This is a genomic window from Pseudomonas sp. NFACC37-1 (genome assembly GCF_900101575.1).
Lineage (GTDB): Bacteria > Pseudomonadota > Gammaproteobacteria > Pseudomonadales > Pseudomonadaceae > Aquipseudomonas > Aquipseudomonas fluorescens_AA.
This window is the reverse complement of record NZ_FMUZ01000010.1, coordinates 109,391-133,786: the sequence shown is the minus strand read 5'-3', so window position 1 is coordinate 133,786 and position 24,396 is coordinate 109,391. Positions and strand designations below refer to the sequence as shown.

Below are 24,396 nucleotides of genomic sequence, written 5' to 3'. Positions count from 1 at the left end.
CGTGGGAATGCATTTAGTGACGCTCTGCGTCACAAGCGGACGCAGAGCGTCCAAGGGGCGGCATTCCCACGCGGAGCGTGGGAACGATCAACCCGCTCTGGTTTACAGGCTGAGATCGCGGTTCGAAGCCTTGAGGAATTCCTGCTTCAACTCGGCAAACGTGTGCACCGCCGGGAATTGCGGGAATTCACGGATCACGTTCTCCGGCGCATGGAACAGAATCCCGGCGTCGGCTTCGCCCAGCATTGTGGTGTCGTTATAAGAATCGCCCGCCGCAATCACTCGGTAGTACAGGCTCTTGAAAGCCAGAACCGACTGGCGCTTGGGATCTTTCTGACGCAACTGGTACCCCGTCACCCGCCCGCTGTCATCGGTAATCAAGCGATGGCAGAGTAAAGTCGGGAAGCCCAGCTGGCGCATCAACGGTTGGGAAAATTCGTAGAACGTGTCGGAAAGAATCACCACCTGGAAGCGCTCGCGCAGCCAGTCGACGAATTCGATGGCGCCGTCCAGCGGCTGGAGGGTGGCGATGACTTCCTGGATGTCGGAGAGCTTGAGGCCATGCTCATCAAGGATGCGCAACCGTTGCTTCATCAACACGTCGTAGTCGGGAATGTCCCGAGTGGTTGCCCTGAGGGATTCAATCCCGGTTTTTTCGGCGAAGGCGATCCAGATCTCCGGGACGAGCACACCTTCCAGGTCGAGACAGGCAATTTCCACAAGACACTCCCATTTTTTCTGATGTTTATCGGTTGAGCGGACAAAAGGCCTGCCGACTCTAGCCATTCGCCAGTGCCCGCGCAACGCACAGGAGCGCGCCAGCCCCGACAGCTTTTGTTACCATCAGCCCCATATAGAGCGCCCAGCGCCACCGACCTGTAGGAAACCGCCCTGATGAGCCCATCGTTCGACGTCGTGGAACTCGCCACGACCTATGCCAACAAGTCCCCCCAGGACATCCTCAAGCTGGCCTTCGCCGAGTTCGGCGACGACCTGTGGATATCGTTCAGTGGTGCCGAAGACGTGGTGCTGGTGGACATGGCCTGGAAACTGAACAAGAACGTCAAGGTGTTCAGCCTCGACACCGGTCGCCTGCACCCGGAGACCTATCGCTTCATCGATCAGGTGCGCGAGCACTACAAGATCGACATTGAACTGGTCTCGCCGGACTACACGAAACTTGAACCCTTCGTGAAGGAAAAAGGCCTGTTCAGCTTCTATAAGGACGGTCACGGCGAGTGCTGCGGCATCCGCAAGATCGAGCCGCTGCGCCGCAAGCTGAACGATGTCCGTGCCTGGGCCACCGGCCAGCGCCGCGACCAGAGCCCCGGCACCCGCAGCCAGGTGACCGTGTTGGAAATCGACACGGCGTTTTCCACCCCCGAGCGCACCCTGTACAAGTTCAACCCCCTGTCGCAGATGACCAGCGAAGAAGTCTGGGGCTACATCCGCATGCTGGAACTGCCCTACAACAGCCTGCATGAACGCGGCTTCATCAGCATCGGCTGCGAACCCTGCACCCGCCCGGTGCTGCCGAATCAGCACGAACGCGAAGGTCGCTGGTGGTGGGAAGAAGCCACGCAGAAAGAATGCGGGCTGCACGCTGGGAATATCATTGCCAAATCCAAGACCGTCTAAGCGGTCGTCGTCCTCTGTACACAAAAATGTCACCACAAGTGGCATTTTTGTGTGCACTTATGTCGTCACTGCCCCGAAAAGTTACACCCAATTCCCCGCTCCACCTGGCCTCCTTCCTCCACTGGCGTTCGCCAAAAAATAAATACCTGTTTAAACGGTCAGCTTTAAATCGCCGTATTTCAGCTAGTTACTCAAAGACCATAACGAAACGAAATTAGCGTCACCTTGGATAGATCCGTAAGTGGCATAAATCTGGCTTGAGTCGACAAGTGTTTTGTATACAACATTCATAAAACATACACACACTTTAGATCCGCAAGCCTGAAGCGCCCTATCCCGTACAGGCTGCAGATGCCCCGTAACCAATGATGCTCGCCCGCCGCGACGAAGATTTGTCGAGCCCCGCGCTCATGCACAGTCATCGCAGCGCCGAGAATCAGGAGCCTGCCGGAATGCGTACAAGTCTCTCCAATAACATCGCGCTGGATCTGCCCTCCTCCACCCCTGCCCCCGATGACAACGCCGCAGCGTCCCTGGCCTTGAGCCCGCGGCTGCACAACAAGGACCTGGCGCCCACCAAGGCCGAAGGTCGCCGCTGGGGCCGCTACAGCATCTTTGCCCTGTGGACCAACGACGTGCACAACATTGCCAACTATTCCTTCGCCATCGGCCTCTATGCCCTGGGGTTGGGTGGCTGGCAGATCTTGCTGTCCCTGGGGATAGGCGCGGCATTGGTGTATGGCTTCATGAACCTGTCCGGCTACATGGGGCAGAAGACCGGCGTACCGTTCCCGGTGATCAGCCGGATCAGCTTCGGGATCCACGGCGCGCAAATTCCTGCGTTGATCAGGGCGGTCATTGCGATTGCCTGGTTCGGGATCCAGACCTACCTGGCGTCGGTGGTGTTCCGCGTGTTGCTGGTGGCGATCCACCCGGGCTTCGCCGACTACGATCGCGACTCGATCCTGGGCCTGTCGAGCCTGGGCTGGGTGTGTTTCGTGGCGATCTGGTTCGTGCAACTGGTGATCCTGGCCTACGGCATGGAGACGGTGCGCCGTTATGAAGGTTTCGCCGGTCCGGTGATCCTCGTGACCGTCGCGGCCCTGGCCGGTTGGATGTATACCCAGGCCGGCGCCACCATTGCCTGGTCGATCCGCGAGCCGCTGACCGGTGGCGAAATGTGGCGCAATATCTTTGCCGGCGGCGCGCTGTGGCTGTCGATCTACGGCACCTTGATCCTCAACTTCTGCGACTTCGCCCGCTCCTCGCCGTGCCGCCGAACCATCATCGTCGGCAATTTCTGGGGCCTGCCGGTGAACATCCTGGTGTTTGCCGGGATCACCATCCTGCTCTGCGGTGCGCAGTTCCAGATCAACGGGCAAATCATCGAAAGCCCGACCCAGGTCGTCGCCTCGATCCCCAACACGTTCCTTCTGGTGCTGGGCTGCCTGGCCTTCCTGATCGTCACCGTGGCGGTGAACATCATGGCCAACTTCGTCGCCCCGGCGTTCGTGCTCAGCAACCTGGCACCCAAATACCTGACCTTCCGCCGCGCCGGGCTGATCAGCGCCGCCATTGCCGTGCTGATCCTGCCGTGGAACCTGTACAACAGCCCGCTGGTAATCGTGTATTTCCTGTCCGGCCTCGGCGCCCTGCTCGGGCCGCTGTACGGGGTGATCATGGTCGACTACTGGCTGCTGCGAAAAGGCCGCATCAACGTGCCGCAACTGTACAGCGAGGACCCAAACGGTGCGTATTTCTACAGCAAGGGCGTCAACCTGCGTGCGGTGGCGGCGTTCATTCCGGCCGCGCTGATCGCGATCATCCTGGCCCTGGTGCCCGGCTTTGAAGCCGTTTCACCCTTTTCCTGGCTGATTGGCGCTTCGATTGCAGGGCTGCTGTACCTGATCATCGCCAAGCGCGAACCGTATTACGAGGACGTCAGCGGCGAATCCATCGCTGTGGATAACGTTCATCATTGATCCGTCACGGCCCGACCGGTACGGGCCGCTTACTTTCATGCATCAAGGAGGACAGCTCATGCGAATTCTCGTGGTCAACGTCAACACCACCGAATCCATCACCCAGGCCATCGCCCGCCAGGCCCAGGCCGTGGCTGCGCCGGGCACCGAGATCGTCGGGCTCACGCCGCATTTCGGTGCCGATTCCATCGAGGGCAACTTTGAAAGCTACCTGGCGGCCATTGCGGTGATGGACCGGGTGATGTCCTACGACCAGCCGTTCGACGCAGTGATCCAGGCCGGCTACGGCGAGCATGGCCGCGAAGGTCTGCAAGAACTGCTGAACGTGCCAGTGGTGGATATCACCGATGCCGGCGCCAGCACCGCCATGTTCCTCGGCCACGCTTATTCGGTGGTCACCACCCTGGACCGCACCGTGCCGCTGATCGAAGACCGGCTCAAGCTGTCCGGCCTGTTTGACCGCTGCGCCTCGGTACGGGCCAGCGGCCTGGCGGTACTGGAACTGGAGCAAGACCCGCAACGGGCGGTCGAGGCCATCGTGCGCCAGGCCGAACTGGCGGTCAGCCAGGACAAGGCCGAAGTGATCTGCCTGGGCTGCGGCGGCATGGCCGGGCTTGATGAGCAGATCCGCCAGCGCACCGGGGTGCCGGTGGTCGATGGCGTGACGGCGGCGGTGACCATTGCCGAGTCGCTGGTGCGGCTGGGGTTGTCGACCTCGAAAGTACGCACCTACGCCACGCCTCGGCCCAAGACCATCATTGGCTGGCCGGGGCGGTTTGGGCGGTGAGTTCACAGGCTTGGACCGAGGTGCCTTGAATCGCGAGCACGCTCGCTCCCACAGGGTTTATGGTGTTCACGAAACTGCTGATCAGCCCCTCCAACTGTGGGAGCGAGCTTGCTCGCGATTGAGGCCAACGCGGTCCAGAGCCAAACTCAAACCGCACTGAACCGCCGCGCCAACCCCTGCTCGGCAAACTGCTCGATGATGAAATCCACGAACGCCCGGGTCTTGCCCGGCAGCAACTTATGCTCGGCGTAGTAAATGGAGATATTGCCGTCATCGATGTACCAGTCCGGCAGCACCCGTTGCAGCGCGCCGGACTCCAGATAGGGCACGGCCACCGGCATGCTCACCAGCCCGATGCCCAGCCCTTGGGCCGCGGCCGCGCAGTCGGCTTCCGAATCGCTCATGGTCATGCGGGTCTTGAGCATGAGCGGGCTGTGTTGCTGGGTTCGGCTGGTCAGTTGCCAGGAACGCACGCGGCCGGTTTGTGGCGAGCGAATCAGGATGCCCTGGTGCTGCGCCAGATCTTCCGGCTCCACCAATGCAGCGTGGGTGTTCAGGTAGTCCGTGGATGCAACCAGCACCCGATGGGCCACCGTCAACTTGCGCGCCACCACGCCCTGGGGCAGCTCGAAACCACCGCCGATGGCAGCATCGAACCCCTGGCCGATCAGGTCTACCTGGCGGTTATCGAAATGCCAATCGGGGTTGATCGCCGGGTAACGTCGCAGAAACTCCCCCAGCAGCGGCACGACATACAGTCGACCGAACGCCGTGCCCATGCTCACCTTCAGCGTTCCCGCCGGTTGCCCACCGGCGCTGGCCAGGTTGGCGACGGCGTTCTGGATGGTGTTGAAACTGCTGCCGACTTCCCTCAGAAACAACTGGCCGGCTTCGGTCAGCCTCAGGCTGCGGGTGCTGCGCTGGAACAGGCGCACTCCCATTCGCGCCTCCAGCTTGGCGACGCTTTTACCCACCGCCGCCGGGGTCACGCTCAAACGTCGCGCCGCTTCGGCAAAGCTGCCGACTTCGGCGCTGCGCACAAAGCATTCGATACTGTTGAAGGTCTCCATGAGCCCCACTCTAAACTTTTGGTTTAGACAGACTATAGCAATGACGGTCTACACAGCCCATGACCTCTTCTTGATACTCGCTCCATCACCGCGGCACTTCGCCCCGGCACTTTTTGGAGAACATCATGAGTACCCAAGCACTGAACGGTAAAGTCGCCTTGATCCAGGGCGGTTCTCGCGGCATCGGCGCCGCCATCGTCAAACGCCTTGCCGCAGAAGGCGCCGCCGTGGCCTTCACCTACGTCAGCTCTGGCGCAAAATCAGAAGAATTGCAGAACAGCATCACCGCAGCGGGCGGCAAGGCCTTGGCAATCAAGGCGGACAGCGCCGACGCCGACGCCGTTCGTAACGCCGTCGCCGCCACCGTCGAAGCTTTTGGACGGCTGGACATCCTGGTCAATAACGCAGGCGTGCTGGCCATGGGGCCGCTGGATGAATTCAAACTCGAAGATTTCGACCAGACCCTGGCCGTCAACGTGCGCAGCGTGTTCGTCGCCACCCAGGCGGCAGCGCGGCACATGGGCGAAGGTGGACGGGTCATCAACATCGGCAGCACCAACGCCGACCGCATGCCCTTCGTCGGCGGCGCGACCTACGCCATGAGCAAATCCGCGCTGGTGGGCCTGACCAAAGGCCTGGCCCGCGACCTCGGCCCGCGCGGCATCACCGTCAACAACGTGCAGCCCGGCCCGGTGGACACCGACATGAACCCGGCCGACAGCGACTTCGCCTCCAGCCTGTTATCGCTGATGGCCGTCGGGCGCTACGGCAACGTCGATGAAATCGCCAGCTTCGTCGCCTACCTGGCAGGGCCGGAAGCCGGTTACATCACCGGCGCCAGCCTGACCATCGACGGTGGTTTTGGCGCCTGATCCGAGCCGATCATTGTGGCGAGGGAGCTTGCTCCCGCGGGGCTGCGCAGCAGCCCTTCGCTGTCAGGCCCACTCCAGCTCCGGCAGACCGCAAAGGCTCGGCTGGAACATTTTCAAGGAGCGGATGATCCCGTCGGCATGGGCGTATTTTTCGTCCGCCATGGCCGAATCCGGAATGGCAATGGCGGTCATGCCGGCGGCTTTCGCGGCTGTCACGCCGAACGGCGAATCTTCGAACACCAGGCAGTCACGGGGCTCGACACCCAGGCGCCGGGCGGCGGTGAGGAAGATATCCGGTGCCGGTTTCGCCGCACCGACCTCCGGGTCGTCCGCCGTCACAATGCAATCGAACAGCGCGAACCAGTCCCGGTGCAATGTGGTTTTCAGCGCGAATGTAGGGCTCGACGAACTGGTGCCCACCGCAATGGGAATGTTGTGAGCCTTGAGATGCCGCACCAGTTCCTCGGCGCCGGGCATGCCCAGGGCGTGAGGAAAACGCTCGCGCATCAAGGGCTCGCGGATGACCAGGAATTCCTGGGGGGTGATCGGCAACTCCAGGGCCTGGACGACATAATTGGCCAGGTCCGTGGCCCCGCGCCCGATGATGTTTTGCTTGACGCTCCAATCGAACGTGCGCCCGTAGCGCTCGGCGATGATGGAGGTGACCTCGGTGTAGATCCCCTCGGTGTCCAGCAACAGCCCATCCATGTCGAAAATCACAGCCTTGATCGGGCCAAACTCTTTCAGCGGTGCATTCATCGCATCTGATCCGTTATCAACACAACATTCCAGGGATGGCTCAGGTGCGGCCAGGGCAGCGTGTTCGCCTTAAAGGATTCAGCAGGATAACGAAGGGGACTTGGAACCGGCAATGGGAAATCGAGTGGCTTACGGCTCGGTTGTGCACTGTAGGAGCTGCCGAAGGCTGCGATCTTTTGATCTTTCGCTTTCTTTCGCTTGAGATTTAAGTGTCTGGGGAAAGATCGCAGCCTCGTTGCACTCGACAGCTCCTACACAGCTCCTACACGGCTCCTACGCAGCGCCTATGGGACCCAGCGGGGGCGAGTTTTCTCTCAACACGGAGGTGGATCGGTGTCGGATGATGACGGGACGGCTACTGGCTTGAGCTGCCGGAGCCGCCCGAGCCCGAACCACTGCCGCCCGAGCTGCCACCGCTGTCACTGGTACCGGTTCCGCCGTTGGTCCCACCGCCCGCATCGGCACCGCCCATCGTGCTGCCGCCACTCATCGAACCGCTGCCCGTGCCGGGGCTGGTGCTGCCGCTGGCATCACCGCCATTGCCGCCGCCAATAGAACCCGGAGGCAAGGCGTTCCCGCTGGCACCGGACTTGGAGCCGGCTTCCATTTCCGAGGAAGGTGGCATTCCGCCCTTGTCCACGGGGGGCGTGCCGCTCGAAGATTGTGCGAAAGCGGCCAATGAACTGACGGAAAGAATTCCGGCGAGTGTCAGCGCTGTCATGTTGGATTTCATCATGGTGAGTCTCCTTTTCAAGATACTTACCTGATGTCTGGCACCCGTGGCGGGGCGATGGTGCCACTGAATCGACAAGCGGGCCCGTCGATCAGCTCGGCGTGCCAGAGGCGTCGTCACCGGCGATGTCCGGATCATCCGGAGTCGCTTCAACATCTTCGTCGTCGCTGGGCACCTGCTCGACACCCACCTCATCATCGGGCGGGAGCTGGTCGCGGCTCAACGGATTGGTGGGCGATGGCAGCGGATATTCCGGGGTTTCTTCGTCATCGGGAACGGGGGAATCGGCAGTCATAGAGTCTCCTGACAGGTGCACGCACCTGTCCTGCAGCCTAGGGAACGCGGGCGATCAGTTTGAGCGCCTTCACTCGTAGGATTCGTCCTCGAGTTCAGCGTCTTCATCGTCGAGCAAGGGCACCTGGGCGTCATCCATCAGGGAACCGGGGTCTTCATTGCCCGGGTCGTTGGGGCCCGGATCGTTGATGAAGGGCACGCCCGTCGGGCCTTTTTCTTCCTTGCCTTCGGTTTCCGGCGTCATGGCACACCTCTCGCGATTGCTGATGGTTGTATGAATTTGAGGTGGGGGGGCGGTAATCGTTCCTGAGAAATGTTCAGGGACCTGTTCACGGGAATGGCAGGTCAATAAAAAACCCGGCACAGAGACCGGGTCTTTTCATGCAAGCATCCGCTTAACGATGATTTCTCTTGTGCTTATGCTTGTACTTCTTGCCGCCGGAGTGACCGTCGTTGTCATTGGACAGGTTGCTGCCCAACGCGCCACCCGCTGCGCCGCCAACGCCAGCACCGATGGTGGAGCCGGTGGAGCCGCCCAGACGGTTACCGACGATCGAACCACCGGCCGACCCCAGGCCACCGCCGATGGCGGCTTCCGTGCGGCTGCCCTTGCGCGCGCCCACGGCACTGCCGGCTGCGCCGCCGACACCCGCGCCGATCGCGGCGCCTGTGCTGCCGCCCATCTGCTGGCCGACCACGTTGCCCAACACACCGCCCAGACCGCCGCCGACTGCAGCGGTACCGTCACCGGCAGCCATCGCGCCCTGGGCAACCACCAGCCCCAGTACCAAGGTGGACAAAGTCAAACGCATGATAGAAACCTCAAGAATGCCGCATCGGGGAGAAATGGCCAGTGCGCGCGGGCGCGAGTGTACGCCAAACGCGTCAGCCATGACGGTTGGACAACGAAACGGCGGATTATTTTATGACAGGCAAAAAAAAGCCCGCTGGGGAAACGGGCAGGTACTGCTTTCTAACGGATGAGCTGAGAGTACGTACCTGCTTGTGAAAGAAACGTGAAAGAAACCGCCGGTTGAGAAAATATGAAAAATATTTACGCAAAGACCGGAATGCTCCCCGTAGGAGCTGCCAAAGGCTGCGATCTTTTATCTTTCGCTTTGGATTCAATCGACAGGGGAAAGATCGCAGCCTCGTTGCACTCGACAGCTCCTACGCAGCCCGGTGGGAACCTGTCACTTCTTGACCGGGACCCTGGGCAAGAACTTGGCCTTCTCACCTCGCTGCACTTTAGCCACCTTCGTCCTGATGGACTTGATCGGCTCGTCGCCAAAGTCCGCATGGTAGGTCGACTGGCCACACTGCAATCCTTCATTGATCGGATACGCGGCTCCGTGCTCCTCGCTGTACGATGCTCCCATTGCCTTTCCCCTTTTCATTGAGGTCCATACCGGCAACAACCGGTTGCCTGACAATATCGACCTTCACGACAATGAGACTAGTCGGTCAGCAACAGACTGTTGATTCGACAAAGCCCTTCGCCGACGAGTGGAACTCACTGTTTCAAAAAGGAAACACTCATTCAGCGCCCAGTATCGTCCGGTTCAAAACCCGGGAAACCTGGTCGGCTGAATAGGGTTTGGACAAGAACTCAAAGCCTTCATGACCACTGTGGGCCAACTCTTCGCTGTAGCCGGAAGTAAGCACCACCGGCAGATCCGGGCGACGCTGGCGCAGTTCCCGGGCCAAGGCGATACCACCGATGCCTGGCATTACCACGTCAGAAAATACCGCGTCGAATGCCATCGCATCCGGCCCGACCATTTCCAGCGCCTCTTCGGCGTTGGTCGCCCAGGCGGTTTCGTAGCCCAGGTCCTGGAGGATCTGGTTGGCGAAACGCCCCACCTCCAAGTTGTCTTCCACGATCAACACCCGGCGCTTGCCCTTTTCCAGCACCAGGTGCGCGACTTCTTCCCTGACCGGCTCGTGGTTTTGCTCGGGCGCCACTTCCGGAAGGTACAACGTGAACACCGTGCCCTCGCCCACCACGGTCGAAACATCGACGTTGCCACCGGACTGCTTGGCAAAACCGAACACCTGGGACAAGCCCAGCCCCGTGCCCTTGCCCACTTCCTTGGTGGTGAAGAAGGGTTCGAAGATGTGCTCGAGCACTTGCGAGTCAATGCCGGTGCCGGTATCGGCCAGGGCAATGGCGGCAAAGGATTGCCCAGCCCCGGCATGACCACGGATCGGCGGCATGCCACTGCCGCAACTGAGCCGAAGCCACAGCGTGCCCTGACCGTTCATGGCATCCCGGGCATTGAGGGCCATGTTGATCAACGCCGTCTCGAACTGGCTCAGGTCCGCGCGGATGTAACAGGGCCGATCGCACAATTCGACGTTGACCTGGATCCGCGCCCCGGTGACGGTTTGCAGCATGTCCCCCAGGCTCTGCACTTGCTTGCCCACATCAATGACCTCTGGCTTCAACGGCTGGCGCCGGGCAAACGCGAGCAACTGGCTGGTCAACTTGGAGGCGCGCTCCACCGTTTCCGAAACTGCCGTCATGTAGCGTTGCCGGCGCTCTTCGGACAAGTCGGGCATGCGCAGGAAGTCCACTGAAGAACGGATGATCGTCAGCAAGTTGTTGAAATCATGGGCCACGCCGCCGGTGAGCTGGCCGATGGCTTCGAGTTTCTGCGACTGGCGCAGCGCCGCTTCGGTCTGTTTCAAACGCGTGGTGCGTTCCTCGACCCGTTCTTCCAGCGTCGCGTTCAATTCGGCCAGGGCCGCCAAACCTTCGCGCACGGCAGCGTCGGCACGGGCACGCTCGATGTGGGCCCAGGAGCGCTCGGTGACTTCCATCAGCAGCGCCAGATCGTTGGATGACCAGACCCGCGGCGTTTTGTCGTGAATGGCCATCAGCGCGGTCAAGCGCCCGCCCTTGATCAACGGCACGCAAATGGTGGCCGCGATACCAATGGCCTGGAACGTTGCCGCTTCCTCCGGCGCCAGTTCCTTGAGGTTATCGTTGATCACCAGCGGCTTGCCGGCCCGCAGGTTGGCGACGGCCAGCCGCCCAAAATCAGCCAGCCGATAATGCCCGAGGATATGGGGCGACCCCGCCCTGGCCCAATCGCCGCGAATGGTGAAGCCGTCCTCGTCCTCATCCATGTCCGCATAGGCACAATTGGACAGGTTCAAGTGCGCCGCCAGAATCCGCGTGGTGGTCGCCATGATGGCCTGCGGGTCGGTGGCGTTGGCCACGGCATTGCCGATAGCATCCAGCACCGCCAGCCGTTGGGTCATGAACACCGTGGACGTGGTCTCGGTGACCGTATCCAACATGCCCACCACCGTGCCGAACTGGTCACGGATGGGGCTGTAACAGAACGTGAAGTAAGCCTGCTCAGGACCGCCGCCGCGCTCGATGACCAGGGGGAAGTTCTCTATATAAGTGGCTTGCCCATCGAAGGCCGCGCGCACGATCGGCCCGATATCGTTCCAGACCTCCCGCCACACCTCATCGAACCGCCGCCCCAGCGCCTCGGGCTTGCTGCCGAGGATCGGCAGGAACGCATCGTTGTACAACGTGATCAGGTCCGGCCCCCAGACGATAGCCTGGGGAAAATGCGAGGCGAGGCTCAGCGCCACCGTGGTCTTCAACACATCAGGCCACTGCGAAGGCGGCCCAAGCGGCGTGTCCCCCCAAGGATGGCGCCGAACCCGTTCAGCCATTTCTCCAGAGCTCTGAAGCCAATCTGTCATTGCGTTCGATCCTTCTGAGACGCCAATACCAACGAGGGGGGAAACGCTTGTGACCCCAGGCAGGGCCGTATTATCCCGCGACGGGTGGGAATGCGCGATTGGATTGTGGGAGGCGTCGGGGGGCAAATGGGGGGTGAAGGGCGGAAATCGGGGGTTAGGCTACAGAAATGTCTTACAAATCGCTGGGAATGGGCTTGATGTAGGGAAGGAGACTGCCAAGTTGTAAGACGTACAGCTCGGATGCTTACGACGATGGCAACGTCCTACATATGATTGGGAAACCCCTTCGCTATCAATCCCTTGCGTATTTTTTGCGGTGACGTCTATAGTTTTGGCGTCGCCCAAATGGCGACCGGGTTTGGCGACTCGATTGATACAAGTGCAACGGTGCTTTCTGCTGTGGTAGAAGCACACTCGTGCTCACAGAAACTGCTTTATGGCAGCTGTGCGCGGGAGACCTTCGGGTCTGCCGGCTCCTTGTGTCTCCGGTTCGCCAACCTGCGTACAGCTGTCACCCTTTGTTTGGCGACAGAGTGTGGCAGTTCATTCATGACACAAGGAATTGATATGAACCGATACATGAGCCTTACCAGCAACGCCGACGACCAACCCCTCTACGTCGATACCACCGCCCCGCTACACATCCTGCTCGACTCAGCCGCTTATCGAATCCGTGCCGCCACCCAATTCCTGGAGAACCTGGCGATGCGTGATGAACTGACCATCGATCCCGCGACCTTGCAAGATCTGGCACAACTTTGCTGCATCCCGCTGCGTGATGGGTGTGACGTGATGGATGTGATTGCACGACGATTGGATGCGGCACCGGCAGGCTCCCCGCTATAAGCCTGTCCGCCGACAACCTGTGGCGAGGGAGCTTGCTCCCGCCGGGCTGCGCAGCGGCCCCTTTTGTGAGCGCTGCGCACTCAAGCGGGAGCAAGCTCCCTCGCCACAGGTGCATCGTCGACCTGAACTACTCGACAATCCCGTTATAAACAACAGTCGCACCGCCCTCTTTCTTGACCATGAGCTTGTTCCCTTCCGCCATGGCCTCGACCAACTCAGAACACCCCTCCACTTCACGCTTGCCATCAACGCGCTCGGCCTGGGTGTCGAAACTGAATACATAAGTGGACGCAGGGCAAGCATTGCCGCCCTCGCCCGTGGAAACCACCAGCACATACTTGCTCGGGCCAAACGTGTAAGCCTTTTCAATCGTCACATAACCGGTGTACTCGGCCTGCTCGACAACGGATTCCATGACGTTCATCACACCCGCTCGCGATTGATAATTCAGCGCAGTTGCCATCGCTTCAGTCTGAGTCGTGAAAGGTCCGGCACGCTCGGTATTGACGGGCAGCGGTTGATAGGCAACGCCCGGCGGCGCGGGAGGTGCGGCTTGAGTCTTGGCGGTGGTTTTTGCAACAGGGCTTCGCTGGAGTTGAGGGCTGTCGCATTGGCCGTTTTTGCAGATGAAATCGCCTTGGCAATCGATGTCTTCCGAGCACGAGTTCGTTTCTTCGAAGGTGCTCTGATCGGCCTTGGCGTAACCGACGACGGCCAGTGTCAGGAGGGTGCAGGCGAGCAAACGCTTCATCGGTGAAGTCCTTTTCTTGGATGGTGGCTGGATGATAATTGCAAAACATTCCGGGATTGTCTCTGTCGCCTTCGTTTTCCAGTGTCCGGTGGCCCCACTTTGGTTTACAGGCTAGCCTTCCAAATGCCCGCACAAGGATGAACCATGGCTGACCGCACACAACTCCACCAAGACGGCTACGCCCTGCTCCGTCGAGCGATCCCGAACGAGTGGCTGGCTGACTTGCGTAGCGTGTTCGATGCAGGCGTGCGACCGTCGGATCAATGGCCAGTGCCCCGTGGCATGGACTGGCGCTATTCGATGCTGGACGATGATTCGAGGATTCAAGCTGTGTGTCGTCTACCCCAGCTACTGGCGGTGGCAGGTGAGTTGATCGGCGAGCAATTCTTCCTCTCCCAAGTGGAAGGCCGCGAGCCCCTTGCCGGTGGCGGCCAGCAACCACTGCACCGCGATCTGTCGGCCCAACGACCAGGCGACATCGCCATCGCCCTGGCATTCTTCGACGATTACGGCCCCAAGAACGGCGCGACACGGATCGTCCCCGGCAGCCATCGCCCCGAGCCGGATGCGCCACCCTTCGACTTCAATGACGAGTCACGCGCTGTACAGCTTTCAGGCAGTGCCGGTGACATCCTGGTGTTCGATGTGGACCTGGTGCACGCGGGCAGCCTGAACGCGATTGGCGCACGCCGTCGCTCCATCCTGATCAGCTACTTCTCGGAATCGCTCTACGCGTCACACCTGGAAACCGTGGCGCTGCGCAATATTCGCATGGACACCCGCGATCGATTCGCCCCCTCGGCGTTTACTTTCGAGGGCTAGTTTTTTGGGTCGATGAAAGTTGTGCGCAACGGTTCGAATCTGAGCTTTAATGCCCGTGCTTTTTGAAAACCCCATTCGTCTGATCAAGGAAGAACGACATTGAAAACAGCTTTCGGCACCCTGTTGTTGGCCTGCCTGACAACGACCGCGTTGGCTGACGAAGCCCCCATCGGTTTTCAATCTTCCACCCTACCGGATCCGCACAATGGCCGCGCACTGGAGATGGTTGTCTGGTACCCGAGCGCAACCACCGCGGCCCCGCAACTGATCGCCGATAATGCGGTGTTTGTCGGCGCGTCCGCCGTGCGTAACGCGCCGCCAACTGCGGGCGAACACCCACTGGTGGTGCTCTCCCACGGCTACAGGGGTAACTGGAGCAACCAGATTTGGCTGGCCAGCGCCTTGGCCCAGAAGGGTTACATCGTCGCAGCCATCAACCACCCCGGCAGCACCACCCATGACCGCAGCCCCCAAGCAGCGGCGCAGTTATGGCAGCGACCCGTCGACCTGCGCCGAGCCATCGATGCGGTCACGACTCAACCTGAAAAATTTGGTCGGGTCGCCGATGATCGAATTGCAGCCGTGGGCCATTCACTCGGCGGCTGGACCGCCCTGGAGATCGCCGGCGCTCGCTTCGATCCAGAGCGCTTCGCCCAGGACTGCAAAGCCCATTTGCAGTTATCCAGCTGCACGGTTTACAAACAAATGAACCCCGCCAGCACCTCAGAAGCAAAGACCGAACTGGCCGCCGATTGGCGCGATAAACGTGTTACTGCGGTGGTGACATTGGACCTGGGCCTTTCGCGGGGCCTGACCGATAAAAGCCTGGCCGCACTGCCGGTCCCCGCCTTGGTGATCGCGGCCGGTGTACCGTCGCAAGAGCTTCCCGCTGAGTTGGAATCTGCCAACCTGGCCAAGCGCCTGCCCCCAGCGTCAAGCCGTTACGTCGAGATCAGCGATGCGAGCCATTTCAGCTTCATGTCGATGTGTAAGCCTGGTGCGCAGGAAATGCTTGAGGAGGAAGTGCGAGGGGATGGGATCATTTGTCGCGATGGTGATGGTGGTCGTGCTCGGGGGGTGATTCAGCAGCAGGTTGCATCGCTGATCGCAGCGTTTTTGGCGCAGTCATCGGGTTATAAAGAAGGTAGCTTGTAATCGGGTGGTACTGACTTAAAGCGGTTCGAAGAAGGCCTGGGGAGCCATTTTTGCGCCCAGACTCATCAGCGACTATTAATCCCGTCCGGTCGGAATCACCGAGCCCCTACGAGCCACGGATTGGGTTCGTCAAAGCGAGCTGGTGTCGGCATTTCTCCTGCGAAGAAGCCCTCAAAAACCATCTGGAATCTCTCGCGAAAATCATAGATCTGCTTTCTTTTTAGATTTCGGATCTTGAAGAGATCCTTGCGATCAAAGTGGCACCCGAATAACAGAAAGCTGTAGCTGAATATCTCGAACACCCTATGTGAGAGCGCTTGGCTGAAGCTTGCCTCTGTTGCGATTTGATAAAGTGCCCATTCCAGTAGCCAGTATTCGTCACGATCCCAGAGTCCTGCTTCGTGTAACCGTCCGATGAACGAGGCGTCTTCGTATGCTTCGCACCCGACGAAATTTCTGGCGATCAGAGCGTGCGCATCCATGTTAATGATTTCCATATCAGATAAGGTCGACAGCGTACCGAGTTGACATTCTCGGATAATATCCCGAAAAACTCCCGCGCCCTCCCCAACGGAGCTGTTGTCCAGCCATCCACCTTACGGAACCAGGAAATGCCTGCTTTTGAAATTTTACCGCTCGAAGCTATTGGTCCTGTGCGTCTTGGTGTAGCACGCTCTGTAGCGAGGCAAGCAATGGCCGCCATTGGGTTCCCGCTCGAGCATTCCCGGAACAGCGTCGATTATTTTTGCGAGTCCTGCATGCAGGTTTCCCACGGACCAAACGATGAAGTCAGCTTCATTGGTGTCTCTGGAAACCCGAACGTCACGTTCGTCTTCAAGGGCATCGATGTCTTCAGGCACTCTGCCATCGACGTGTTTTCGCTGATGGCTGCTTCGGACAATTCCGGTTCGCATGAATTCTCAAGATATGAATACCTATTTCCTAACCAAATCCTGACGCTATGGGATGCGGATGAACAATACGACCGTCAAGGAGGAGAGAGTCGCAAGGTCTGGGGTCAGGTCGGAATCGGAAATAGCGCTTACCTAGCAGCCATTAGCGCCATCAAAACAAAAATGTGATGAGCCATCCTCTCTTCCAATGAGAAAATTTACAGGGACAGCTTCGAAACGCAGGAGAAACTATGACGAACTCGCCAGAAGGGAGTGCTCTGTTTCCGGCCGACCTCGACGTGGCTGATGCCACGGGTTTCGCTGCCTGGGCTCGCGTCTGGGCGGAGCTTGGCGTCGGATGCGCGCCCCAAGAGACGTACGAAGCACTCATTCGACGCTACGGCGAGCCGCATCGCGCTTACCACACCCTCCAGCATCTGCAGGAATGCCTTCAGGTGCGCCGGTTCGTCAACGCGGCCTGCCCGGCCCCCGCCGAAGTCGACCTCGCGCTATGGTTCCATGATGCGATCTACGATCCTCTTCGCAGCGACAACGAGCTGCGCAGTGCCCAATGGTTGGATGATGTGGCACGTGATAACGGCCTGGGCGATGAAACGCGCCAAAGGCTTTACGAGCTGGTGATGGTGACGCGACACGACGCTGCTCCGGCGTCGGCAGACGAAGCGGTGCTGGTGGACACGGATCTGGCGATCCTTGGGGCAGCGTTCGAGCGGTTCGAGGAATACGACCAACAAATTCGCCGCGAGTACCAATTTGTACCGCTGCCTGCGTACCGCCAAAAGCGCCGCCAGGTCCTTGAAGGTTTTCTGGCGCGCGGGCGCATTTATACGAGTGCACCGTACTTCGACGCATTCGAGCAGCAGGCACGGGCCAATCTTGCACGCGCCATCGACCGTCTCGACTGAAGACCGGCGTCATTCGGGACATCGGGTTTCAGCCATCGGATCAGGCTTCAGATCAATCGATCCACAACCCTCGCATTCCACAACTCCCGATACCGCTCCCGCCACCCCGGACTTCCCTTATCCAGCCACTCCAACGTCGCCTCAATACTTTCAGGGCTGATGATGAAGTGATTGATATGCTCCTCGATCCGCTCGTGCGATAGATGCAACGCGTCCAAGTAACCATTGAAAGAGTCAGCCAGCACCACATACTCATCGCCCTGCTGACGGCGCCCGGTCCAGGCCGGTAAGCCCGCCACCATCGCCGCCACGTCCTGGCGCCCTTCACGCAAATCCAGCAGCAAGATACTCGCGCCGCCGTCGCGCCCGATCGGCAACAATCCCGTCGCGGGGAAGCCGGGCTGAGCCCGCAGTTGCTCCAGTTCGAAGGGGTTGGATTCATACTCTTTGTCCGGGTCCAGCCCGTACAGTGAAAAGCTGAGCAACTCCTCATCGCCATTGGCGAGCGTGGCCAGCACATCGTATTCCAGGTAGGCGCCGTTGCAGGTCTTGAGGAACTGGCGATAGTCGTCCGGCAAGCGGGCAGCCAGGCTGGCTTCCAGTTGCGCGATGGCAAGGTCGGTGGCGCCTTCACGGGTGTCTTCGAGGATAAGTCCACGATAGTCAGTCATTGATGTCTCGAAAGGATATTGGATGGGACGCGGTATCAATCGATCTTACAAAAAAGCAACTATTCACTGAGGTTGTTTTTTGGCCGACAGCCCTCCGGCCTCACACCACACTCGCCCGATGCAGACTGCTCATATGCCCAACGCCCGCCGCCTTCAAGCGGCTCACCAGGTCTTCCCGCGCCGCTCGTCCACCGGAACGGACATACTCCAGTTCCGCCGCGGTTATCAATACCACCGGCACCAACCTGACCGGGGACAAGGGCATATCATCCAGTTGGGTAGGGAAATCCGGCAGTGGGGCGCCTAGCAGAACGCCCGTGGAGTCGTCATCGGTCACGAAGAGTTTGGGCAGTTGATCGCTCATGTGATGCGATTGGCTCAGCCCGGGAAGTTCAAGGGATAGCGCCCCATGCTGGTCGAGTTGGTGGGTGATGCCACCCGCGTCGGCCACCGTTTTGGCGACGTGTTCCACCAGCTCGAATGCCCAGCTGCGTTTGAAAGGGTCGACCTCTCCCACCGGGCCATAAGCATGCTCGGGTATATCCGCGGTTTCGACGAACAACTCCATTTCGAAGCCGTTGCCCATTCCTTCCGTATCATCGAACGGATCGGACAGGCCTTCAGTGGCGAGAATGATCGTGTCGCCACGGCGCACCACGCGGTAGGCCTGGCGGGTCGAAGGCCAGTACGGGCCGCCGGAAAAGGTCGGGCTGATCAGGTAGGCAAGGACATCCCGCTCGACCGTGCCGACAGCGCTCCAATGACGATCCAGGCACGCTGCGCCAGCTTCCCGGACGGCCAGATTGGCGGCTTCAGCCTCGGTCAGGTCGCCAAGCTCGTGGGACTGCGGCGCGGGCTGGTCGTTTTGGGTTTCAGGGGTTTTCGATGAACCGAAGAGTTTCTTGAAGAAATTCATGGGCGTTCCTATCCGAAAATTGCAATTGATGTAGGCTCAGTCACTACGCTTGGATCGATTTCAAAAGGATGAATATGACGTTGACGGTCGAAAGTTTGGTCAGCATAGCAATGACCAATCCAATCAACGGGCAAATCACTTCGCGCTTGCCTTCACTCGGTTTGAATCAATGCATGCTCACGGCTGGCTGCCTGTTCCAAGCCGTCTGGAATCATCAGTCGCAGCGCCCACCCGCCTGGGGCGTGAAGGACTACGACGTTTTTTACTTCGACCCCGACCTGTCTTGGGAGGCCGAGAATGAAGTGATCAGCGCCGCCCAGCGTCTGTTCCAGGACCTCGACGTCAACATCGAGATCAAGAACCAGGCGCGCGTCCACCTTTGGTACGGCCAGCGGTTTGGCAAGCCGTATCCTCAGTTACAGTCGGCCAAGGATGGCATTGATCGTTACTTGATCGCGGGTACGTGTATCGGGCTGGATGTTGAAACCGGTGAGGTCTATGCGCCCTATGGCCTGGACGATGTAGAGCAAGGCGTCCTTCGCATGAATCCAAGAAATCCCCAGCCGGATTTGTTTGATGAGAAGGCGAAAAGTTATCAGGCTCGCTGGCCGTGGCTCAGCATTATGGAGAAATGAAGCAAACCGCCATAATCCTGTGGCGAGGGATCTTTAAGACTATGTATGTCACTTGCTGCCGCCTTCGCGAGCAAGCTCGCTCCCGCAGGAGATTGGCGGTGGGCACTGGTTCTGTGGAGTTCATCCTATCCACTCAGCCTTGACTCATCGTCCCCGAAAAACTCGCCTCCACCGGCCCGATGAGAAAGACCGCGCCCAGGCCATCCCATCGCACCGTCACGCTGCCGCCATCACATTCAACCTCGACGATGCTGTCTAACAAACCACGACGAATCCCGTTGACAACCGCACCGCAGGAACAGGACCCCGACCCCAGCGCAATACCCGCCCCGCGCTCCCAGATGCGCAACCGAATATGTGTGCGATCAATGATTTGGACAAAATGAACGTTGGTCTTGAGCGGGAACAGCGGGTCGATTTCGATGGCCGCTCCGATCGTCGCGATATCAACGCCAGCCAGATCATCGACAAAATAGGTGCAGTGGGGATTTCCCATGCTGCACGTGGCCGGGCTACCGGCAAGTGGCAGGATGGCGGTGTCCAGCTCTTGCGCCAAGGGAATGTCCGACCAGCCGAAAAGCGGCACGCCCATGTCGACGGAAATATCGCCGGTGGGGGTACGTTCGCAAGTAAGCAAACCACGGTTAGTGCGCAGCACCAGCGAAGTCACATTTGCTTCGCCCATGAGCAGGTCCGCCGCACCTCGTGTCGCGCTGCCGCAAACATCCAGTGCGGAGCCATCTGCGTTCCAGAACATCACCCGCGCATCGGCATCGTCGCAATCGAGCAACACCGCGAGTTGGTTGAAGCCTATGCCCCGGTTCCGATCCCCCATCCGCTGGGCCATGGCGCTCGTCACCGCACTGGCCGAATTTCGCGAATCGACAATCACGAAGTCATCGCCATTGGCATGCATCTTATGAAAGCTCAGTTGCATGCAAACGCCCTGCTGGAGATAGAAATGGAATTACCGTCAGGGTCTTTGGCGTTGGCAAAAGAGTAACCGTCTGCCCTGTGCGTCGCGCCAAACTTCAGGCCCTGGGCCAGGCACTTTGCCTTGAAACCTTCTACATCCTGGAGATCAAAAACAAGCTTTACGGTGACTTGCCCCGTTTTAACGGCCTTCCCCGCAGGGTGAACCATGAGGATCGCGCCACCGTTTGCAGGGCTCAATTCGGTGACGCGGTCATCGACTTTTCTTTCACTGGTAAAACCGAAGTGACGCTCATAAAAAGTGCAGGTCGCTTGAACGTCCCGGACATACAGCATGATTCGATTGAGTGACGGTTGCATGGGGTCTTCCTTGATCATTGTGAGTGTTGCGCTTGCTCATATGCCTTGGTCATGACCTCCCAGGTCTTGGCATCGGCAGGAATCAGATGCTCGATACGCAATGAGCTCATGGTGATGTCGAGCGGCATGCCGAAGGTTGTGAACGTTGACATGAACGTCAGCTCCCCCTGGGGAGAGTCGACTCGTGTCAGCAACAGCGGAGGCAGTTCGTTCGCCAGCGCGGAATTGTTCAAGGCTTCCCGAGTAATCAGTGCGCAGTCCAGTTGACTCAATCCGGTCTGCTGGTGCAAGTGACGCAGTGCGCACCCGCCGAGATTGACGGCGTCGTTCGAGAAAAAGGTCGACTGGTCATCCGTTGACTCTGGTGACAGGTACTCCCGATTACCCACCTCTTTAAGCAACGCACCACAGCGTCCCCATCATGCGCATGCCTCCAGGGCACTCCAGCACTTCAAAGCGCTGGATCATAACCGCAGAAAACGATTGCCGCTCAAGGCCAATCAACAAGCACCGCCTTCGGATCGCCCTGGCGCATCTGGGCCAGTTCGGCATCCGCCTTGGCTTGCGTCGCGTGGCAGAACTCGAAGGCGTTCTGGGTCTTGCCGCTCGGCCCCTTGGCCTCGGCCATGCACACCACCGCACCCGGTGCACAAACAGCGCTGTTAAGTTTGAAATCCCCCCAAACGCCAGGTTGTTCCTGCTTCACCTTGGCGATGTAGTTTTTGAGCGAGGGTTGCATGTCGCTCGCGGCTCCGGGGATCAATTTGACCGGGCTGACGCTAGCGCCGTAAGTATGCTGGGTGGACAGTACGGCGGTGCAATACAGTGCATCGGCCGGAACCGCAGCAGCTACGCCGTTCGCCATCACCGTCGGCGTCATCGATACTTGAGTCCCGCCAGGCCCCACCAGAACCGGCACGATGCTGAACGCGTTGTTGCGCCATACCTTCAGGTTCACCCGCGAACCAATTGGCGCTTTTGCAACGGCCACCCTGAAATCGATTGAATCGGCGATAAGCCCGTTATCCACCGCCACGATCACGTCTTGAGGCAAGATCCCGGCCTGTTGCGCACCGCTCCCCGGAACGGTCGCCAGCACCACAACCCCGGCCGGGGGAATTGACAGGGCCATGGCCCGCTTCGGATCGATGGTGTCGATGCTGGCGCCGATCCGGCCGCGAGGTAAATTGGCGGGCTGGCAAGCTTTTTCCAGCCATACCTGGCTGGCCGCTTCTTTTCGAGCCGTGGCGACCTGCTTCATGACCGGCTCCGCGCTCGCCTGGTACATCGGCACTTCGCTGAGGGACATTTCGATGTACTCACAGGACTTGGAGCGATAGCGGTCGGGCGTTTCCCGGGTCACCAGTTTTTGCAGGTCAATGGGCGGCAGGCCTTGGGGCGCGGCAATGGTGGAGGTCGCCGGAGAGACGCTGGCAGAGTCCGCTGTCGCGACCGAGGAGACCACATAGGCGCCGGCCGCCAGGCCTACGGCACTGGTCATTACGCTGGTGTCCACTCCCCCCATGGGAAGCAGCATCGCACCGACTACCGCCGCCTCACCGAGACCACCATCAGAGGCACAGCCAGCCAAGGCAGTGAGCGAAAGTACAACGGCGAGCCTGGTGCTTGATTTGAAGGCAGGAGCAGACATTTCGCTTCTCAGTGATGGATTCGAATGGATCGTGCCGCATCATGGCAAAGTGCCTTTAAGTTGTATATCGAATGCATGTTCGCCCGGATGCCGCCCGTCTCAATCATCACGGCAACGAAGTGCTTGGTTTGAGGTTGGACAGGATGATGGCCAAATAGTACCTTGCCTGGACCCGCCTGAACGCCACGACCCCAGAGAAGCCCATGTCGACAAAATGCCTTGCTGCAATACTGGTGCTCTCCCCGCTCCTGGCGTCTTGCGTCAACCCCATGTACAGCGCCGCCGAGCGAGCCGAAACAGCGGAATACCTGCGCAAGGTCAGAGACCCGGCGACCTACTACGCCATGGATTGTGAAACGTTCCTGGCAACCAAACGGGGTTGGGAACAATACCCCAACATGGCCGCCGACCCCGTTAACCTCGTGATCCAACAGGTCGCCACACAACGCGACTGTTCAGCCGGCAGCGCCCCTGTGCCCAACGCGGCTATGGTGGCTCCGACATCCGTGACGCCAGCGGCAATGCCCGCCCCCGCGTCCAATCAGTCGGGAACCTTGGGCCTGCACATCACCCCTGTTACACCGACGGTGGCTCGGCAATTCGGCTTAGCCGCTGTCAGTGGCGTCTTGGTCTTGGGACCCGTACCAGGAAGTGGCGCTGAAAAGGCAGGCATGTTGGCCGGCGATATCGTTTTGCAAATTGCCGGGACTTCGGTCAATAGCCCGGCCGAGCTGACCGCTGTCGCCAGCCGTATTCGACCTGGTTTCGCGGCGCCGCTGAAGGTGTGGCGTTATCGGGCTCCCATCGATGTGCTGGTGGAAGTAGGCGACTCATCGGGCATGACGCCCTCGGTAGCACCTGCGCCTGCGGCAGTCGTCGCGCCGACGCCGAGCCTCCCCTTGGCCGCCCCCGTTGCATCGTCAGCGAGCAATAACGCGACAAATACTTCGTTCTGCTTTGCCCTGTTCGAGGCCAGGCAAGTCCAGGGGCTGAGCGACTATCCATCAAGGGGCCTTATCACCCCCGTCTGGCAAGGCCCGGCACTGAGCGGCACACCGGCTCGTCTTGCCATGCCGGAGTTCCAGGCATTCACTCGGGCCCAAGGCTACGACGTGAAAATGCAACCGATGTTCTGCCAACCCATCGGCGCCAGCGAGCAGTGCCAGGCGCTAGGGTCGGAGAGTTTCATGCTGACCACTCGCAGCTTTACCGCGATGGTCAATTGCACTGAAACCTTGCAGGGCGTAGAAACAACGCGCGGTCTGCTGCTCAAACAGTGGCCTTATCTGCAGACCACCGCGTGGCGTCCTTTGGCGGGTCAATAACGCGCTCGATGGATTGCTCTGGGCGGCGCGGGAATCAGGTGTTCGATAAAGCTTTCGCTTTAAACCACGCCTCACGCGTCATCTCCCAGACCTCTTTAAGCAGACGTCCACAGACAAAGTCCCCCTGCTGAGTCCCGATCATGCGCATGCCTTCGCGCTCCGAAACCCTGCGCGAAGCCAGGTTGCCCACCGCCTTGGGCACTTGCATGACCGGGCGTCCCAGGGTTTCAAACCAATGGGCGTTGATCGTCTCGCACGCTTCGCGCATGTAGCCCTTTCCCTGCCATTGCGGCGCCAGCCAGAAACCTCGGTTGTTGCCAGGCTGGTCGTACAGGCTGATGCTGCCGATGCGTTGTGGCGGATCGTCGGCAATCCGGATCATCCAGTGCCACTCGCATCCGGCGGCGACAGCGGGGAGCGCATGGTCGCGCACGTACGTCAGCGCGCCGTCATCGGGGTAGGGCCAAGGCACGCGACTGTCCAGGTAACGGACCACTTCCCAGTGTGGGAACAACTGTTGAATCGCCGGTGCGTCCGTCAGCTCAAGGGGTGTGAGGATGAGGCGGCGGGTTTGGAATGTGGGGATGGTTTGCATCATGAAAGTCCTTATTCAAACATCATGGTGTCCTTGAAAAACAACCCACTCCATCG

The 24,396-nt window shown here is 59.8% G+C and carries 27 protein-coding genes and 1 pseudogene; 11 read left to right on the top strand and 17 right to left on the bottom strand.

Annotated features, from left to right (window positions below):
- Positions 1-102: 102 nt before the first annotated feature.
- Positions 103-720 carry a bifunctional phosphoserine phosphatase/homoserine phosphotransferase ThrH gene (gene thrH / locus BLP82_RS13890; protein ID WP_092168678.1) on the bottom strand — a complete coding sequence of 206 codons (618 nt, stop codon included), beginning with the start codon at positions 718-720 and terminating at the stop codon, positions 103-105.
- Positions 721-894: 174 nt separating this feature from the next.
- Here thrH and BLP82_RS13885 point away from each other — a divergent pair, with 174 nt between their 5' ends.
- The 3 genes from BLP82_RS13885 (at position 895) to BLP82_RS13875 (ending at position 4,407) form a co-directional block, all read left to right on the top strand.
- Positions 895-1,638, top strand: a complete 744-nt coding sequence (locus tag BLP82_RS13885) for a phosphoadenylyl-sulfate reductase (RefSeq protein ID WP_092168675.1) — start codon at positions 895-897, stop codon at positions 1,636-1,638.
- Between the two features lie 452 nt (positions 1,639-2,090).
- On the top strand, positions 2,091-3,620 hold the full coding sequence (locus BLP82_RS13880; RefSeq protein WP_092168672.1) for an NCS1 family nucleobase:cation symporter-1: 1,530 nt from the start codon (positions 2,091-2,093) through the stop codon (positions 3,618-3,620).
- Positions 3,621-3,678: 58 nt separating this feature from the next.
- The gene (locus BLP82_RS13875) at positions 3,679-4,407 is read left to right on the top strand and encodes an aspartate/glutamate racemase family protein (protein WP_060741345.1); all 729 of its coding nucleotides are present in this window, start codon (positions 3,679-3,681) and stop codon (positions 4,405-4,407) included.
- Between the two features lie 146 nt (positions 4,408-4,553).
- Here BLP82_RS13875 and BLP82_RS13870 read toward each other — a convergent pair whose 3' ends face one another.
- On the bottom strand, positions 4,554-5,477 hold the full coding sequence (locus BLP82_RS13870) for a LysR family transcriptional regulator (RefSeq protein WP_092168669.1): 924 nt from the start codon (positions 5,475-5,477) through the stop codon (positions 4,554-4,556).
- A 125-nt stretch (positions 5,478-5,602) separates the two neighbouring features.
- Between BLP82_RS13870 and BLP82_RS13865 the strand changes: the two genes are divergently transcribed.
- Positions 5,603-6,349, top strand: a complete 747-nt coding sequence (locus BLP82_RS13865) for a 3-oxoacyl-ACP reductase family protein (RefSeq protein ID WP_060741343.1) — start codon at positions 5,603-5,605, stop codon at positions 6,347-6,349.
- A 63-nt stretch (positions 6,350-6,412) separates the two neighbouring features.
- On the opposite strand, the gene BLP82_RS13860 is transcribed toward BLP82_RS13865, so the two are convergent.
- From BLP82_RS13860 to BLP82_RS13835, 6 genes are all read right to left on the bottom strand, one after another.
- Complete coding sequence (locus tag BLP82_RS13860; RefSeq protein WP_060741342.1) at positions 6,413-7,108, bottom strand: HAD-IA family hydrolase; 696 nt, start codon at positions 7,106-7,108, stop codon at positions 6,413-6,415.
- A gap of 355 nt (positions 7,109-7,463) precedes the next feature.
- Positions 7,464-7,844 carry a hypothetical protein gene (locus BLP82_RS13855; RefSeq protein ID WP_092168666.1) on the bottom strand — a complete coding sequence of 127 codons (381 nt, stop codon included), beginning with the start codon at positions 7,842-7,844 and terminating at the stop codon, positions 7,464-7,466.
- 88 nt (positions 7,845-7,932) lie between these two features.
- A complete protein-coding gene (locus BLP82_RS13850; RefSeq protein ID WP_092168663.1) occupies positions 7,933-8,136 on the bottom strand; it encodes a hypothetical protein in 204 nt (67 codons plus the stop codon).
- A gap of 69 nt (positions 8,137-8,205) precedes the next feature.
- Entirely contained in the window at positions 8,206-8,379 is a 174-nt protein-coding gene (locus BLP82_RS31175) for a hypothetical protein (protein WP_170842313.1), read from the bottom strand.
- Between the two features lie 151 nt (positions 8,380-8,530).
- Positions 8,531-8,947 carry a glycine zipper domain-containing protein gene (locus BLP82_RS13845; protein ID WP_092168660.1) on the bottom strand — a complete coding sequence of 139 codons (417 nt, stop codon included), beginning with the start codon at positions 8,945-8,947 and terminating at the stop codon, positions 8,531-8,533.
- 724 nt (positions 8,948-9,671) lie between these two features.
- Positions 9,672-11,861, bottom strand: a complete 2,190-nt coding sequence (locus tag BLP82_RS13835; protein ID WP_092168657.1) for a GAF domain-containing hybrid sensor histidine kinase/response regulator — start codon at positions 11,859-11,861, stop codon at positions 9,672-9,674.
- A gap of 567 nt (positions 11,862-12,428) precedes the next feature.
- Between BLP82_RS13835 and BLP82_RS13830 the strand changes: the two genes are divergently transcribed.
- Complete coding sequence (locus BLP82_RS13830) at positions 12,429-12,707, top strand: short-chain dehydrogenase (RefSeq protein WP_092168654.1); 279 nt, start codon at positions 12,429-12,431, stop codon at positions 12,705-12,707.
- 127 nt (positions 12,708-12,834) lie between these two features.
- On the opposite strand, the gene BLP82_RS13825 is transcribed toward BLP82_RS13830, so the two are convergent.
- Positions 12,835-13,458 carry a hypothetical protein gene (locus BLP82_RS13825; protein ID WP_092168651.1) on the bottom strand — a complete coding sequence of 208 codons (624 nt, stop codon included), beginning with the start codon at positions 13,456-13,458 and terminating at the stop codon, positions 12,835-12,837.
- 144 nt (positions 13,459-13,602) lie between these two features.
- Between BLP82_RS13825 and BLP82_RS13820 the strand changes: the two genes are divergently transcribed.
- Both BLP82_RS13820 and BLP82_RS13815 read left to right on the top strand, forming a co-directional pair.
- Entirely contained in the window at positions 13,603-14,280 is a 678-nt protein-coding gene (locus tag BLP82_RS13820) for a phytanoyl-CoA dioxygenase family protein (RefSeq protein ID WP_092168648.1), read from the top strand.
- Positions 14,281-14,379: 99 nt separating this feature from the next.
- Entirely contained in the window at positions 14,380-15,435 is a 1,056-nt protein-coding gene (locus BLP82_RS13815) for an alpha/beta hydrolase family protein (RefSeq protein WP_092168645.1), read from the top strand.
- A gap of 95 nt (positions 15,436-15,530) precedes the next feature.
- On the opposite strand, the gene BLP82_RS13810 is transcribed toward BLP82_RS13815, so the two are convergent.
- Entirely contained in the window at positions 15,531-15,917 is a 387-nt protein-coding gene (locus tag BLP82_RS13810) for an Imm41 family immunity protein (RefSeq protein ID WP_170842312.1), read from the bottom strand.
- 129 nt (positions 15,918-16,046) lie between these two features.
- Here BLP82_RS13810 and BLP82_RS13805 point away from each other — a divergent pair, with 129 nt between their 5' ends.
- Together BLP82_RS13805 and BLP82_RS13800 are read left to right on the top strand one after the other, a co-directional pair.
- Entirely contained in the window at positions 16,047-16,517 is a 471-nt protein-coding gene (locus BLP82_RS13805) for a hypothetical protein (RefSeq protein WP_092168639.1), read from the top strand.
- 62 nt (positions 16,518-16,579) lie between these two features.
- A complete protein-coding gene (locus tag BLP82_RS13800) occupies positions 16,580-17,254 on the top strand; it encodes an HD domain-containing protein (RefSeq protein ID WP_092168636.1) in 675 nt (224 codons plus the stop codon).
- A gap of 47 nt (positions 17,255-17,301) precedes the next feature.
- Here BLP82_RS13800 and BLP82_RS13795 read toward each other — a convergent pair whose 3' ends face one another.
- Positions 17,302-17,925: an SMI1/KNR4 family protein gene (locus BLP82_RS13795; RefSeq protein WP_092168633.1), complete on the bottom strand. Its 624-nt coding sequence runs from the start codon at positions 17,923-17,925 to the stop codon at positions 17,302-17,304.
- 100 nt (positions 17,926-18,025) lie between these two features.
- On the bottom strand, positions 18,026-18,841 hold the full coding sequence (locus tag BLP82_RS13790; RefSeq protein WP_092168629.1) for a suppressor of fused domain protein: 816 nt from the start codon (positions 18,839-18,841) through the stop codon (positions 18,026-18,028).
- Positions 18,842-18,915: 74 nt separating this feature from the next.
- On the opposite strand from BLP82_RS13790, the gene BLP82_RS13785 reads away from it, so the two are divergent.
- A complete protein-coding gene (locus tag BLP82_RS13785; protein WP_092168626.1) occupies positions 18,916-19,476 on the top strand; it encodes a nucleotidyltransferase family protein in 561 nt (186 codons plus the stop codon).
- Between the two features lie 133 nt (positions 19,477-19,609).
- On the opposite strand, the gene dapF is transcribed toward BLP82_RS13785, so the two are convergent.
- The 4 genes and pseudogenes from dapF to BLP82_RS13765 form a co-directional block, all read right to left on the bottom strand.
- Entirely contained in the window at positions 19,610-20,413 is an 804-nt protein-coding gene (dapF, locus tag BLP82_RS13780) for a diaminopimelate epimerase (protein WP_092168623.1), read from the bottom strand.
- Positions 20,404-20,769: a VOC family protein gene (locus tag BLP82_RS13775; RefSeq protein ID WP_092168620.1), complete on the bottom strand. Its 366-nt coding sequence runs from the start codon at positions 20,767-20,769 to the stop codon at positions 20,404-20,406. Before BLP82_RS13775 ends, dapF begins: the two co-directional genes overlap by 10 nt.
- Before the next feature lie 14 nt (positions 20,770-20,783).
- A pseudogene (locus BLP82_RS13770) lies at positions 20,784-21,014 on the bottom strand (transcriptional regulator); the annotation flags it as partial.
- A gap of 245 nt (positions 21,015-21,259) precedes the next feature.
- Entirely contained in the window at positions 21,260-22,420 is a 1,161-nt protein-coding gene (locus tag BLP82_RS13765; RefSeq protein ID WP_092168617.1) for a PDZ domain-containing protein, read from the bottom strand.
- 269 nt (positions 22,421-22,689) lie between these two features.
- Here BLP82_RS13765 and BLP82_RS13760 point away from each other — a divergent pair, with 269 nt between their 5' ends.
- On the top strand, positions 22,690-23,745 hold the full coding sequence (locus BLP82_RS13760; RefSeq protein WP_092168614.1) for a S1C family serine protease: 1,056 nt from the start codon (positions 22,690-22,692) through the stop codon (positions 23,743-23,745).
- 34 nt (positions 23,746-23,779) lie between these two features.
- Here the strand turns inward: BLP82_RS13760 and BLP82_RS13755 are convergent, their stop codons facing one another.
- The gene (locus tag BLP82_RS13755; protein WP_092168611.1) at positions 23,780-24,340 is read right to left on the bottom strand and encodes a GNAT family N-acetyltransferase; all 561 of its coding nucleotides are present in this window, start codon (positions 24,338-24,340) and stop codon (positions 23,780-23,782) included.
- Positions 24,341-24,396 lie beyond the last annotated feature (56 nt).

Bases quoted from the DNA above. Each gene is read 5' to 3' on its own strand.
- BLP82_RS13795 (WP_092168633.1), bottom strand. From the start codon at position 17,925: ATGACTGACTATCGTGGACTTATCCTCGAAGACACCCGTGAAGGCGCC.
- BLP82_RS13775 (WP_092168620.1), bottom strand. From the start codon at position 20,769: ATGCAACCGTCACTCAATCGAATCATGCTGTATGTCCGGGACGTTCAA.
- BLP82_RS13820 (WP_092168648.1), top strand. From the start codon at position 13,603: ATGGCTGACCGCACACAACTCCACCAAGACGGCTACGCCCTGCTCCGT.
- BLP82_RS13850 (WP_092168663.1), bottom strand. From the start codon at position 8,136: ATGACTGCCGATTCCCCCGTTCCCGATGACGAAGAAACCCCGGAATAT.
- BLP82_RS13865 (WP_060741343.1), top strand. From the start codon at position 5,603: ATGAGTACCCAAGCACTGAACGGTAAAGTCGCCTTGATCCAGGGCGGT.
- BLP82_RS13830 (WP_092168654.1), top strand. From the start codon at position 12,429: ATGAACCGATACATGAGCCTTACCAGCAACGCCGACGACCAACCCCTC.
- BLP82_RS13785 (WP_092168626.1), top strand. From the start codon at position 18,916: ATGACGTTGACGGTCGAAAGTTTGGTCAGCATAGCAATGACCAATCCA.
- BLP82_RS13855 (WP_092168666.1), bottom strand. From the start codon at position 7,844: ATGATGAAATCCAACATGACAGCGCTGACACTCGCCGGAATTCTTTCC.
- BLP82_RS13810 (WP_170842312.1), bottom strand. From the start codon at position 15,917: ATGGATGCGCACGCTCTGATCGCCAGAAATTTCGTCGGGTGCGAAGCA.
- BLP82_RS13870 (WP_092168669.1), bottom strand. From the start codon at position 5,477: ATGGAGACCTTCAACAGTATCGAATGCTTTGTGCGCAGCGCCGAAGTC.
- BLP82_RS13845 (WP_092168660.1), bottom strand. From the start codon at position 8,947: ATGCGTTTGACTTTGTCCACCTTGGTACTGGGGCTGGTGGTTGCCCAG.
- BLP82_RS13825 (WP_092168651.1), bottom strand. From the start codon at position 13,458: ATGAAGCGTTTGCTCGCCTGCACCCTCCTGACACTGGCCGTCGTCGGT.
- BLP82_RS13800 (WP_092168636.1), top strand. From the start codon at position 16,580: ATGACGAACTCGCCAGAAGGGAGTGCTCTGTTTCCGGCCGACCTCGAC.
- BLP82_RS13760 (WP_092168614.1), top strand. From the start codon at position 22,690: ATGTACAGCGCCGCCGAGCGAGCCGAAACAGCGGAATACCTGCGCAAG.
- BLP82_RS13790 (WP_092168629.1), bottom strand. From the start codon at position 18,841: ATGAATTTCTTCAAGAAACTCTTCGGTTCATCGAAAACCCCTGAAACC.
- BLP82_RS13755 (WP_092168611.1), bottom strand. From the start codon at position 24,340: ATGCAAACCATCCCCACATTCCAAACCCGCCGCCTCATCCTCACACCC.
- BLP82_RS31175 (WP_170842313.1), bottom strand. From the start codon at position 8,379: ATGACGCCGGAAACCGAAGGCAAGGAAGAAAAAGGCCCGACGGGCGTG.
- BLP82_RS13880 (WP_092168672.1), top strand. From the start codon at position 2,091: ATGCGTACAAGTCTCTCCAATAACATCGCGCTGGATCTGCCCTCCTCC.
- BLP82_RS13765 (WP_092168617.1), bottom strand. From the start codon at position 22,420: ATGTCTGCTCCTGCCTTCAAATCAAGCACCAGGCTCGCCGTTGTACTT.
- BLP82_RS13835 (WP_092168657.1), bottom strand. From the start codon at position 11,861: ATGACAGATTGGCTTCAGAGCTCTGGAGAAATGGCTGAACGGGTTCGG.
- BLP82_RS13860 (WP_060741342.1), bottom strand. From the start codon at position 7,108: ATGAATGCACCGCTGAAAGAGTTTGGCCCGATCAAGGCTGTGATTTTC.
- BLP82_RS13875 (WP_060741345.1), top strand. From the start codon at position 3,679: ATGCGAATTCTCGTGGTCAACGTCAACACCACCGAATCCATCACCCAG.
- BLP82_RS13805 (WP_092168639.1), top strand. From the start codon at position 16,047: ATGCCTGCTTTTGAAATTTTACCGCTCGAAGCTATTGGTCCTGTGCGT.
- BLP82_RS13885 (WP_092168675.1), top strand. From the start codon at position 895: ATGAGCCCATCGTTCGACGTCGTGGAACTCGCCACGACCTATGCCAAC.
- dapF (WP_092168623.1), bottom strand. From the start codon at position 20,413: ATGCAACTGAGCTTTCATAAGATGCATGCCAATGGCGATGACTTCGTG.